A 12,277-nucleotide genomic window follows, 5' to 3' on the forward strand; every position below is an offset into this window, starting at 1 on the left:
GCAACCGCACCGCGCTCGGTACTGGCTCCGCCGACCTCACCGGCCACGCCCTCGCCGACAGAGCCGCCGCTGCGGGGTGCTCGCCCCGCGCACTGCCGGGGCTCACGGGCGGAGCTGAGCGCCGCGCAAACCCTCACCACCGCCCTCGCCGTGCACCGGGCCGCGCCTGGGGTGCGGCGTGAACGGCCGCGCCAGCCGCCGCACCGCGCTCGGTACTGGCTCCGGCGACCACACCAGCCACGCCCTCGCCGACAGAGCCGCCGCTGCGGGGTGCTCGCCCCGCGCGCTGCCGGGGCTCACGGGTGGAGCTGAGCGCCGCGCGCACCCTCACCGCTCCCCTCAACGTGCCGAGGTAAGCGCCGTCGCCGGGACGGGGGCCGAGGTGGACGGATGGGGCAACCGCGCCGCGGTCGACCGGCCCAGTGCACCGGGCCGCGCCTGGGGTGCGGTGTGAACGGCCGCGTCAGCCGCCGCACCGCGCTCGCGGCCGGGGCGGCGGGCCTGGGCGTCGCCGGGGTGGCTGCCGCGACGGCCGCGGGCCTCACGCCTCTCGGGCAGGCGCTGCAGGTCCTCGGCGTCACCACCGACTCGCCGGTCACCCAGGTCGGTTCGCTGCGCGTCGAGCGTGTGCACTCGGCCGCGAGGGGCCGCGACGTCGACCTCGTCCTCTTCCTGCCGAGCAAGAAACCGCCGCCCGACCTGCCGATGTCGCTCATGCTCCACGGCCTCCACGGCAACGCCCGCAGCGCCGCCCCCAGCGGGCTGCTCAAGCAGCTCGCCACGGACGTCGCGCGCAAGGCCGTGCCCGCGTACGGTTACGTCGCCGTCGACGGGGGCGACAACTACTGGCACGAGGTCCGCCCCGGCGACGACCCCATGGCGATGCTGCTGGAGGAAGTCCCGCGCTGGCTCGCGGCCCGCGGCCTCGGCGGCGCGCACGGCCTGCCCTTCGCCTGCGCCGGCGTCTCGATGGGCGGCTTCGGCGCCATGGTCTACGGCCGCCGCCGCGCCGAGCGTCGTCAGCCGCCGGAGGCCATCGCGGCCATCTCGCCGGCGCTCATCACGAACTGGCCCGAGATGGCCAAGCGCCACATCTTCACCGGCCAGTCCGACTGGACGTCACTCGACCCGCTGCGCCACCTCACCGCCCTGCGCGGCATCCCGACGGCCCTGTGGTGCGGCACGGAGGACTCCTTCATCACCGGCGTCCGGCGCTACATCGCGGCCACCCATCCGGCCGTGGGCTACACGGCGAAGGGCATCCACAGCGACACGTTCTTCCACTCGGTCGTGCCGAGCCTGGTGAGCTTCGTCGGGAAGCACGTGCCGCGCGCGGTGTGAGGGTCCACGTGACGCGATCCGAGTCCGGCGGCAGAGTCGGCCTTTCCGCAGAATGGTTGTGCGGCAAGCGAAATCCGCTTCGGCATGCCGGTGCTCCCCCGAGCGACGGACACCCCTCGAGGTCAGCTCCGCGCCACCAGCACCAGCACGATCCCGCCCGCAGTCAGCCGCGCAACACGAGGCTCAGGAAGACACCCAGCGGGCCACCACCGAGATCAGCCAGAACCCCACCATCGTCGCCAACGCCGTCAGCAGTGCCCAGCGCAGTTGCAGCCGGCGGGTGTCCGCGGCGCGCAAGAAGCGCAGGAAGTACCAGGCCAGAGCGAACAACGGCAGCGGGATCAGCGGCAACGCCGACAACCGCGTCCCCACCGCCACCAGGCACACGACCGCGAAGACGGCCAGCATGATGTTGCCCGCGCGGTACAGCCACGGGAAGCGGGTCAGGATGGACGCGACGACGCGTTCGCTCAGCTCGACGATGCCCACCGACGGGGCATTGGTCGAGGCAGGCGGAGGCGACGAGGCGTCATCCACGTCCGGCACCGAGGTGGTGGCGTTGTCCCCTGGGGCTGCGGTCAGCGGCACGGTTGTCATCCTGTCCATTATCGCGCGTGCCGCGAACAGCCTGGCAGCGGACTCCCGCAAACGGCTCACGCCGATCAGCGAACGGCTCAGGCCGACTTCTCACCACGCTCGCTGCGGGCCCGCCGGGACGGCTGCCGCGCGACGATCGTGGGGTTCACGTTCTCCCGCACGGTCTGCTCGGTGATCACGACCTTCGCCACGTCGTCGCGGCTCGGGATGTCGTACATGACCGGCTGGAGGACTTCCTCCATGATCGCGCGCAGGCCGCGGGCACCCGTGCCGCGCAGCATCGCCTGGTCGGCGATGGCCTCGAGCGCCGTCTTGGTGAACTCGAGCTCGACGTTGTCCATCTCGAAGAGCTTCTTGTACTGCTTCACCAGGGCGTTGCGCGGCTGCGTGAGGATCGAGACCAGCGACTCCTTGTCCAGGTGGTTCACCGTGGCGACCACCGGGAGGCGGCCGATGAACTCCGGGATCAGGCCGAACTTGATCAGGTCCTCGGGCATCGTCTCGGAGAAGACGTCGCTGCCCTCGATCTCGGCCTTGGTGCGGATCTCCGCGCCGAAGCCGAGGCCGCGCTTGCCGACGCGCTCGTTGATGATCTTCTCGAGCCCCGCGAACGCACCGGCCACGATGAACAGCACGTTGGTGGTGTCGATCTGGATGAACTCCTGGTGCGGGTGCTTGCGCCCGCCCTGGGGCGGCACCGACGCCGTGGTGCCCTCGAGGATCTTCAGCAGCGCCTGCTGCACGCCCTCGCCCGACACGTCGCGCGTGATCGACGGGTTCTCCGACTTGCGGGCGATCTTGTCGACCTCGTCGATGTAGATGATGCCGGTCTCGGCGCGCTTCACGTCGTAGTCGGCGGCCTGAATCAGCTTGAGGAGGATGTTCTCGACGTCCTCGCCCACGTAGCCGGCCTCGGTCAGCGCCGTGGCGTCCGCGATGGCGAACGGCACGTTGAGCAGCTTCGCGAGCGTCTGCGCCAGGTAGGTCTTGCCGGTACCGGTCGGCCCGAGCATCAGGATGTTGGACTTCGCCAGCTCGACGGGCTCGTCCTTGGAGTCCTTCGGCCCGGCCTTGTCGTCGGCCTGGATGCGCTTGTAGTGGTTGTACACCGCGACCGCGAGCGTCTTCTTCGCGTCGTCCTGGCCGATGATGTACTGCTCGAGGAACTCGCGGATGTCCGCGGGCTTGGGCAGCTCGTCGAGCTTCACCTCGCCGGCTTCGGCCAGCTCCTCTTCGATGATCTCGTTGCAGAGGTCGATGCACTCATCGCAGATGTAGACCCCGGGGCCGGCAATGAGCTTCTTCACCTGCTTCTGGCTCTTCCCGCAGAAAGAACACTTCAGCAGGTCGCCGCCGTCACCGATCCGTGCCATGGCCGTTGACCTCGTCCCCTCCGGTGCGCGGTACGCACCTGACACTGTCTTGCCGCTCCGGTCCCGACCCGTTGTTTTCACACCGGCCGGCCGAAGCTTCACGCACTGCCACTGACGGTACCCGTCCGAAGCCACGAGCGGGAACACCCGCGCGAGGAGAAGGCACGTCAGAGGTCGACACTAGACCAGAGAGCCGGTGCGTGTCGCCGATTCGACACGCACCGGCCCCGTGATCAGTTGGCGGAGGCCTTCCGGTACGGAAGGACCTCGTCGATCAGGCCGTAGGCCTTGGCCTCGTCGGCGGTAAGGATCTTGTCCCGCTCGATGTCGGCCCTGATCTGGTCGGGCTCCTTGTTCGTGTGCTTCGCCAGGATGACCTCCATCTGGCGGCGCACGCGCTGGATCTCGTTGGCCTGGATCTCCAGGTCCGAGACCTGCCCGTAGGTGCCCTCGGTGGCCGGCTGGTGGATCAGCACGCGCGCGTTGGGCAGCGCCATGCGCTTGCCCGGCGTGCCGGCCGCCAGCAGCACCGCGGCGGCCGAAGCGGCCTGGCCGAGGCACACCGTGGAGATGTCCGGGCGGATGTACTGCATGGTGTCGTAGATCGCCATCAGCGACGTGAACGACCCACCCGGGGAGTTGATGTAGATGCTGATGTCGCGGTCCGGGTCCTCGTGCTCGAGGTGCAGCAGCTGGGCCATCACGTCGTTGGCCGACGCGTCGTCCACCTGCACGCCGAGGAAGATCGTCCGCTCCTCGTACAGCTTGTTGTACGGGTTGGACTCCTTGACGCCGTAGCTGGTCCGCTCGACGTACGACGGCAAGATGTACCGCGACTGCGGAGTCTGCGGAGCCCGGAAGTCACCCGGGAGCCGGAAATTGCTCATGAGAGGTCTCCTGTGTGCTTCGCGCTCAGTTGTTCGAGGTGATGCCGGCCGACAGCACGTGGTCGACGAAGCCGTATTCCTTCGCCTCCTGCGCCGTGAACCAGCGGTCGCGGTCGCCGTCCTTGATGATCTGCTCGGTGGTCTGGCCGGTCTGCTCGGCCGTGATGCGGGCGAGCTCCTGCTTCCACTTGTTGAACAGGTCCGCCTGGATCGCGATGTCGGACGCGGTACCGCCGACACCCGCCGACGGCTGGTGCATCAGGATCCTGGCGTGCGGGAGCGCGTACCGCTTGCCCGGCGTGCCCGACGAGAGCAGGAACTGCCCCATCGAGGCCGCCATGCCCATGGCGTACGTGGCGACGTCCGGGCGGATCAGCTGCATGGTGTCGTAGATGGCGAACCCGGCGGTGACCGAGCCACCCGGCGAGTTGATGTAGAACCGGATGTCGGACTCACCGTCGTCCGCGTCGAGCAGCAACAGCTGCGCGGTGATCCGGTTGGCGATCTCGTCGTTGACCTCGGAGCCGAGGACGACGATGCGCTCCTGGAGCAACCGCTCGAACACCGAGTCGGTGAGGGTGAGTCCGGAGGTGCCGGTCCGCCCCTCGGGCATGTGCTGCTTCACGTCTGCCTGCCTTTTTCGCCGGCGGTGGCCCTTCGTCGTGTCGGCCACCGCTGTCGTGTTCAGATGCTTGAGATCTTGCAACCGACCCTAACGAACTCGGGCGGTGCGGAATGCCCGACACCGCCCAAGTTCGCTCACAGCGTCACTCCGCAGGGGTCGCGGCCGCTTCCTCGGTGACCTGCGTCTCGTCGCCGGCCGGGGCGTCAGCCTCGTCGGCGCCGAACAGCTCGGTCAGGTCGACCTCCGCGCCCGAGGCGTCCTTCACGGTCGTGCCCCGGACCACCGATGCCAGCGCCTTGCCGCGGCGCACGTCGGCGTAGATGGCGGTCAGCTGGCCCGACTGCTGGGCCCGCTGCACGTACTCGTCCGGGCTGATGCCGAAGCGCTGGGCCTGGTACATGATGCGCTCGGTGAGCTCACCGTCGTTGACGGAGGTCTTCTCGTTGTCGGCGATGGTGTCCAGCAGCAGCTGGGTGCGCACCGCCTTCTCCGACTCCTCCTGGACCTCGGCGTTGAACTCGTCCAGCGTACGGCCTTCGGCCTCGAGCGCCTGGGCGAACTTCGCCTCGTCGTGGTCGAACGGGTGAACCGCGTCGTGCTTGCGGTTCTCGATCTCGGCCTCGAGCACCTTCTCCGGGATCGGCACCTCGGTGCGCTCCAGGAGGATGTCGAGGACCTTGTCGCGCGCCTGCACGCCCTGCTGCATCTTCTTGACGCGGCCGAGGCGCTCGCGAAGGTCGGAGCGCAGTTCTTCAATGGTGTCGAACTCGCTCGCGAGCTGGGCGAACTCGTCGTCGGCCTCCGGCAGCTCGCGCTGCTTGACCGACTGCAGGGTCACCGTGACTTCGGCGTCCTGCCCGGCGAACTCGCCGGCCACGAGCTTGGTGGTGAAGGTCTTCGTCTCACCCTGGCTCGCGCCGACGATGGCCTCGTCGATGCCGTCCACGAGCTGGCCGGAGCCGATCTCGTAGGACAGGCCGGTGGTGGAGGCCTCCTCCACCGCGGTGCCGTCGACCGTGGCCGACAGGTCGATGGACACGAAGTCGCCGTTCTCGGCCGGGCGCTCGACACCGGTCAGGGTGCCGAAGCGGGCGCGCAGCTCGTCGAGCTGCTCGTCGACCTCCGCGTCGGTGGTCTCGACGTCGTCGACGCTCACCTCGAGGCCCTCGAGGTCGGGCAGCGCGATCTCCGGCCGCACGTCGACCTCGGCGCTGAACTCCAGGACGTCGCGGTCCTCGAGCTTCGTCACCTCGAACTCCGGCTGGCCCAGGGTGCGGACCTCGCCGGCGCGGACGGCCTCGATGTACTTGGCCGGGATGGCTTCGTTGACGACCTCGTCGAGCACCGGCGCACGGCCGATCCGGCTTTCCAGGACGCGAGCGGGCGCCTTGCCGGGCCGGAAGCCCGGGATGCGCACCTGCTGGGCGATCTTGCGGTAGGCGCGGTCGAAGTTCGGCTTGAGCTCGTCGAACGGCACCTCGACATTGATCTTGACTCGCGTCGGGCTGAGCTGCTCGACGGTGCTCTTCAAGGTCTTCTCCTCGAGCGGTAAACAATGGGGGTTGGACAGTCCCTCGGGACGGTCCCGGTCACCTGCCGACCGGGACGACCGAGTCTAGGCCCTTGGCCTCACCGGACCTGGTCGGGGGCACCCTGACACCCCTCCCGATCAGCGGTCGAGCATCCGTCCGAGCACCCAGCGCACGCTCGTGGCCGTCCGCTCGACCGGCCCGCCGGGCTGCACCACGTGGCTGAGCAGGAGCCGGACGAACGTCTCGGCGAAGACGGACCACTCCTCTTCCGACAACCCCAGCTCCGGGTCCTGCGCGCGCAAAACGGGCGTTACCGCGGTCACGGCCCGCTCCAGCACGGCCTGCGAACGCGTCGTGATGAGCGGCAGCAGCTCGTCGCCGCCCTGCCCGCCCAGCACGGTCTTGAGCAGCGGGTTCACGCGCGCGGCCGCCACGATGTGGCAGAACGCGGTGGTGACGCCCTCGGCCGCGTCGCCCGGGTGGTTCGCGAGGATCCGCCCGACGGTGCCGGCGAGCTTGTCGGTCTCGCGCAGCACGAGGGCCTCGGCCAGCCCGGCCTTGGACCCCACCTCGTGGTAGACGGTCTGCCGGCTCACGCCGAGGTCGGCCGCGAGCCGGCCCATCGTGAGGTTCGCCCAGCCGCCGGCGCTGGTCAGCTCGGCCGCGGCCGCGAGCAGCCGCTCCCGCGAGCGCACGCGCCCCGAGGACTCCCCGGCGACACCGGATTTCACGGGAAGTGAGCTTGGCGACGACGGCCTGCGCAGCCACTGACCAGGACGCACCCCGGAATCCGTGTCAAACCGATTTACAAACCCCTTGCGGTTGTCTAAGTTGTCAGCGCTTGGCCAGGAGCGATCGACCGAGGAGACCGCTCGATGCCCGTCGTCGACAGCCGGCTCGGCGCCGGGGACCAGCCCGCGGCGCCCGAGCGCGCCGCCGTGCCCAGTCCCCGGATCCCGCTCGCGCCCGCGTCGCTGCCCACGCTCGCCCTCTTCGCGGGCGGCCTGGCGGTGTGGGGCACGGCCACGTGGCTCCTGTTGTGCGGCTTCGCGCCACTGTGGGTGACGATCCCGCTGCACGCGCTCGTCACGTTCACGATGTTCACCGTCGCGCACGAGTCGGCCCACCACGCGGCCGGGAAGCTCACGTGGCTCAACGAGGTGCTCGGCCGGCTGGCGATGCTGTTCGTCGCGGCCTACGGCTCGTTCCCGTTCCTGCGCTTCATCCACCTCGAGCACCACCGTTACACCAATGCCGACGCCGGCACCGATCCCGACGCCTGGACCTCGCAGGGTCCGTGGTGGCAGCTGCCGTTCCGCTGGCTGACGATCGACTTCTGGTACGTGCGCTTCTACTCCCGCCGCGTGCACGACCGGCCCCGCCCCGAGCGCGCGGAGACGCTCGTGGCGCTGGTGGCGTTCGCCGCGATGGTGGTGACGGTGGTGGCGTGCGGCCGCGGCTGGGAACTGCTGGCGGTCTACCTGATCCCGCAGCGGCTGGGGCTCGCGCTGCTCGCGTGGTGGTTCGACTGGCTGCCCCACCACGGCCTGGCGGAGAACCGCTTCGGCGCCACGCGGGTGCGGGTGGGGCTGGAGTGGCTGATGACGCCGATCATGCTGTACCAGAACTACCACCTGGTGCACCACCTCCACCCCGCGATCCCGTTCTACCGCTACGTGCGCGCGTGGAACGACAACCGCGACGCGTACCTGGCGCGCGAAGTCCCCATCACCACGGCGTGGGGCCGCGAGCTGACGGCCGCCGAGTACCGCGCGTGGCGGCGGCTCACCGAATGTTTCGAGAAGGAGCCCGCACCGGAACCGTTGCGGCGCGGGCCTCGGCGGTTCCACGCGTTGCGGGTTCTTTCCGTGGCGCCGATCGCCCAGGACGCCGTCGTGATCACCTTCGAGGTTCCCGAACAGCTGCGCGAGACGTTCCGGCATGTGCCCGGCCAGCACGTGGTCGTGCGCACGACGGTGGACGGCACCGTGGTGCGGCGCACGTACTCCGTCTGCTCCCCCGCCGGTTCGGGTTCGCTGCAGATCGCGGTGAAACGCCGCGAGGGCGGCGCTTTCTCGACGTTCGCGACTTCGCGGCTGAAGCCGGGCGCCGTGCTCGAACTGCTGCCCCCTTCGGGCGGGTTCACGCTCTCGCCGTGCCCGGACCGTTCGGCGCGCTACGTCGTGCTGGCGGCGGGCAGCGGGATCACGCCGGTGCTGTCGATCCTGTCCAGCGTGCTGCGCGCGGAGGCGCACAGCCGCGCGACTTTGTTGTACGTCAACACTTCCGGCGCGACGACGATGTTCGCCGACGAGATCAGCGCGCTGGCCCGCGAGTGGGCCGGCCGGCTGCACGTGGTCCACTTCCGCACCGACGAACGCGATCCCGACCTGCACGCCCACCGTCCCGTGCGGCACTTCGACACGGTCGGCGAGGCCCTCGCGATCTCCCACGAGCGCTACCGCAGCGGCCGCCTCGACGCCACCCGGCTGCGCGCGCTGCTGCAGAACCGCCTCCACCCGGCCAAGGTCGACCAGTGGTTCCTGTGCGGCCCGCGCGGCCTGCTCGACATGGCGCGCCGCACCCTGCGCGAGGCCTATGTCCCCGACGAGGACGTGCAGTTCGAGCTCTTCGCCGGCGCCCCGGCCCGCAGCCCGGAAGGCGCGTCGGCGGCCTTGTCGGTCACCGTCGGGCGGCACGTGACGGACATCGTGACGCAGCCCGGCGAAACCGTGCTCGACGCTTCCTTGCGCGCCCGGCTCGACGTGCCGTATTCGTGCACCGGCGGCGCGTGCGGGAGCTGCGTGGCGAAGCTGGTGCGGGGGCGGGTGGACATGGATGTGCAGTACGCGCTCACGGAGGCCGACGTGGCGGACAACCGGATCCTGACGTGCCGGGCCCGGCCGACCACGCCCGAGCTGGCCGTCGACTACGACCGGTGAGCGCGGCCGAGGTTGCCGCCCGGCTCACGGGCCGCGAGGTACGGCGCACGCACTCGTCGGGTGCTCTGCCGGAAGCCGAGCTGTCCGACGGCTGGGTGGTGGTGAAGCACGCGCCGGGCGCCGCCGTCGCCGAGGCCGCGGGCTTGCGGTGGCTGGCCGCGGCTGACGCCGTGCCGGTTGTTCGGGTGCGTGGTCACGACGACGAGTGGCTGGTTCTCGACCGGGTCGAGACCGCGCGGCCGACGGTGGCCGCGGCGCGCTCGTTCGGGCTCGGCCTGGCCCGGCTGCATTCGGCCGGCGCGCCGGCGTTCGGTTCGCCACCCCCGGGTGGACCGGTGGCGGCGTGGATCGGGCCGGCCCCGATGGCGAACGTGACCGGCGCCGAGTGGCCGCGGTGGTATGCCGAGCAGCGCGTCTTGCCGTACGTCCGGCGGGCGGTGGACAGCGGGGTGCTGGATGTGGCCGAGGCGGGCGTTTTCGAACGGGCCTGTTCGCGGTTCCCCTCCGTCGCCGGTCCCGCCGAACCACCCGCACGGCTGCACGGGGACCTGTGGAACGGCAACGTGTTGTGGACCGACGCCGGCGTCTGCCTCATCGACCCGGCCGCCCACGGTGGGCACCGCGAGACGGATCTCGCGATGCTCCACCTGTTCGGCTGCCCGCACTCGGCCGAGGTGGTCGCGGCTTACGCCGAGGCCGCGCCCCTGGCCGACGGGTGGCGGTCGCGGGTGCCGTTGCATCAGCTGTTTCCGCTGCTCGTGCACACTGTCCTGTTCGGACGGTCGTACGCGACGCAAGCCCTTGCCGCCGCCCGGGAACTACTGTGACGGCGGGCCGTCCATCGCTTCCGTGACAGAGGTGGCGGCGGGTGTGCCGCCGGAGGTGGTGGCGACGACGGTGACTTCTTCGCCGTTGGTGATGCCCGTCGCGGTGGTGGAGTCGATCGTGTAGATCTTGGTGAAACCGTCGTCGCTCCGGGCAGTGAGGGAGGTGGCGGACAGCGCGGTGACTTTGCCGGTCTGGAGGAACTTCGTCACGGAGGCGCCGGTGTCGTCGGTGGTGGTGAATTCGCCGTGGAGGGCTCGGCCGGGTGCGCCGGGGCCACGGGCGCCTTGACCGGGACCGCCCGGACCGATGGCAGTGGCGGTGGCCGTGCCGGCGTCGGCCGAGCTGCTCGCGATCCAGATCGCGGCGCCGCCCCCGACGGCGATCACGGCGGCGACCCCGGCCGCGACCCCCTTGCGCCGAGGGTTCAGGCGCCGGGTGCCGCCGGGAGTTCCATCCCCAGCGGGCCTGGCAGTGTCCTGAGTGGACTGTTCGGTCATCACGAGCTCCTTCGACGGGGGGAATGACCACCACCGTCGAGGCGGAGCCTGTGCCGGGACTGTGGCCGTGGTGAGCCCGGCCTGTGACCCCGACTTTTCGGACACCTGACATCACAGCGGGCTCACAGGCAGCACACATGCGCCCCACACCCGGCGCCAGCACGCTCGTGTCATGACACAGCGCGCGAGGACCCGCTTCGGGCGGCTGTCGTTGCGCGTGAAGCTGACGGTGGCGATCGTGGCGCTGTTGTCACTGGTGTGCCTGGTCATCGGAGTGGTGAGCGAGTTCGCGTTGCGGGCGTTCCTCATCGACCAGACCGACGGGCAGCTCTACGCCGCCGCCGGCCGCGCCCAGGACTTCGCTACGCACGGCGGGCCGCTGGGCGGGCACAACCCGCTCGACGCGCCGGGGCAGGGCGCCGGCACCGTCAACGCCCACTTCTCCGGCGGCCGGCTCATCGAAGGCGGCTCGCTCTCCCAGCACGGCCAGCGCGTCACCCTCACCGACGACCAGCTCGCCGCCCTGCAGAGCCTGCCCGCCGACGGCCGCGCCTACACCCGCACCGTCGGCGACCTCGGCGACTACCGCCTCACCGCGACGCCCATCCCCGACGGCGTGGTCGTCACCGGTGTGCCGCTCGAGCCCGTGCAGCAGACGCTGCTCACCGTCGGCCTGATCCTCTTCGGCGTCGCGGCCGCCGGCGTCACGGGCGCGGCCTTCATCGGCGCCTTCGCGGTCCGGCGCACGCTCCGCCCGCTCGACCGGGTCGCCGCGACCGCCGCCCGCGTCTCGGAGCTGCCCCTGGACCACGGTTATGTGGACCTGTCCGTCCGCGTCCCCGACCGCGACACCGACCCCCGCACGGAAGTCGGCCAGGTCGGTTCCGCGCTCAACCTCATGCTCGGCCACATCTCCGCCGCGTTGGAAGCGAGGCACGCCAGCGAAATGCGCGTACGCCGCTTCGTCGCCGACGCGAGCCACGAGCTGCGTACACCCCTGGCCGCCATCCGCGGCTACGCCGAGCTCGCCGGCCGCGGCCGCATGCACGTGCCCCCGGACGTCGCCCGGTCCATGACCCGCATCGAATCCGAAGCCGACCGCATGACGACCCTCGTCGAAGACCTGCTACTCCTCGCCCGCCTCGACGCGGGCCGCCCCCTCGACGTCGGCGAGGTCGACCTGGCCCGCCTGGTCGCCGACGCCGTCGGGGACGCCCACGTGGCCGGCCCCACGCACCACTGGGAGCTCCGCCTGCCCGACTCCCCGGTGCTCGTACTGGGCGACGTCCAACGCCTCCACCAGGTCCTGGCGAATCTGCTCGCCAACGCCCGCGTCCACACCCCACCCGGCACCACCGTCGTGACGTCCCTGGCCCGCTCCGCCGACGGCACCGCCGTCATCACCGTCACCGACAACGGCCCGGGCATCCCCCCGGACCTCCTCCCGGCAGTCTTCGAACGCTTCGCCCGCGGCGACTCCTCCCGCTCCCGCGCCGCCGGCTCGACGGGCCTGGGCATGGCCATCGCGGCCGCCGTACTGGTGGCCCACCACGGCACCATCGAGGTGCACAGCATCCCCGGCCGCACCGAATTCGCGGTCCGCCTGCCGGTCGCCGTCCCGACCCAGCACACAGACTCACCGCTGGCCCAGATCC

11 protein-coding genes are annotated in these 12,277 nt (G+C 70.8%); 4 read left to right on the forward strand and 7 right to left on the reverse strand.

Annotated features, from left to right (window positions below; all coding sequences use genetic code 11):
* The first annotated feature begins 390 nt into the window (after positions 1 to 390).
* Positions 391 to 1,341 (forward strand): alpha/beta hydrolase-fold protein, encoded by a 951-nt coding sequence (locus tag AB0K15_RS25055; RefSeq protein ID WP_364054951.1) that lies wholly within the window; start codon positions 391 to 393, stop codon positions 1,339 to 1,341.
* Positions 1,342 to 1,524: 183 nt separating this feature from the next.
* On the opposite strand, the gene AB0K15_RS25060 is transcribed toward AB0K15_RS25055, so the two are convergent.
* From AB0K15_RS25060 to AB0K15_RS25085, 6 genes are all read right to left on the reverse strand, one after another.
* Positions 1,525 to 1,938, reverse strand: a complete 414-nt coding sequence (locus tag AB0K15_RS25060; RefSeq protein WP_364054954.1) for a hypothetical protein — start codon at positions 1,936 to 1,938, stop codon at positions 1,525 to 1,527.
* A 77-nt stretch (positions 1,939 to 2,015) separates the two neighbouring features.
* A complete protein-coding gene (clpX, locus tag AB0K15_RS25065) occupies positions 2,016 to 3,311 on the reverse strand; it encodes an ATP-dependent Clp protease ATP-binding subunit ClpX (RefSeq protein ID WP_360600373.1) in 1,296 nt (431 codons plus the stop codon).
* Positions 3,312 to 3,544: 233 nt separating this feature from the next.
* A complete protein-coding gene (locus tag AB0K15_RS25070; RefSeq protein WP_285973822.1) occupies positions 3,545 to 4,198 on the reverse strand; it encodes an ATP-dependent Clp protease proteolytic subunit in 654 nt (217 codons plus the stop codon).
* Between the two features lie 25 nt (positions 4,199 to 4,223).
* Entirely contained in the window at positions 4,224 to 4,871 is a 648-nt protein-coding gene (locus AB0K15_RS25075) for an ATP-dependent Clp protease proteolytic subunit (RefSeq protein ID WP_364054958.1), read from the reverse strand.
* Between the two features lie 94 nt (positions 4,872 to 4,965).
* Complete coding sequence (gene tig / locus AB0K15_RS25080; RefSeq protein WP_364054960.1) at positions 4,966 to 6,354, reverse strand: trigger factor; 1,389 nt, start codon at positions 6,352 to 6,354, stop codon at positions 4,966 to 4,968.
* A gap of 138 nt (positions 6,355 to 6,492) precedes the next feature.
* Positions 6,493 to 7,086, reverse strand: a complete 594-nt coding sequence (locus AB0K15_RS25085; RefSeq protein WP_364054963.1) for a TetR family transcriptional regulator — start codon at positions 7,084 to 7,086, stop codon at positions 6,493 to 6,495.
* A 144-nt stretch (positions 7,087 to 7,230) separates the two neighbouring features.
* On the opposite strand from AB0K15_RS25085, the gene AB0K15_RS25090 reads away from it, so the two are divergent.
* The gene (locus AB0K15_RS25090; RefSeq protein WP_364054966.1) at positions 7,231 to 9,297 is read left to right on the forward strand and encodes a fatty acid desaturase; all 2,067 of its coding nucleotides are present in this window, start codon (positions 7,231 to 7,233) and stop codon (positions 9,295 to 9,297) included.
* Positions 9,294 to 10,124, forward strand: coding sequence for a fructosamine kinase family protein (locus AB0K15_RS25095; protein ID WP_364054969.1), 831 nt, complete (start codon positions 9,294 to 9,296; stop codon positions 10,122 to 10,124). The genes AB0K15_RS25090 and AB0K15_RS25095 overlap by 4 nt, the downstream gene beginning before the upstream one ends.
* Here the strand turns inward: AB0K15_RS25095 and AB0K15_RS25100 are convergent.
* Positions 10,116 to 10,622: a hypothetical protein gene (locus AB0K15_RS25100; RefSeq protein WP_364054972.1), complete on the reverse strand. Its 507-nt coding sequence runs from the start codon at positions 10,620 to 10,622 to the stop codon at positions 10,116 to 10,118. The genes AB0K15_RS25095 and AB0K15_RS25100 overlap by 9 nt on opposite strands.
* A gap of 172 nt (positions 10,623 to 10,794) precedes the next feature.
* Here AB0K15_RS25100 and AB0K15_RS25105 point away from each other — a divergent pair.
* A partial coding sequence (locus AB0K15_RS25105; RefSeq protein ID WP_364054975.1) for a HAMP domain-containing sensor histidine kinase occupies positions 10,795 to 12,277 on the forward strand: 1,483 nt, incomplete at its 3' end.

It is taken from the genome of Amycolatopsis sp. NPDC049253 (assembly GCF_040678995.1).
GTDB lineage: Bacteria > Actinomycetota > Actinomycetes > Mycobacteriales > Pseudonocardiaceae > Amycolatopsis.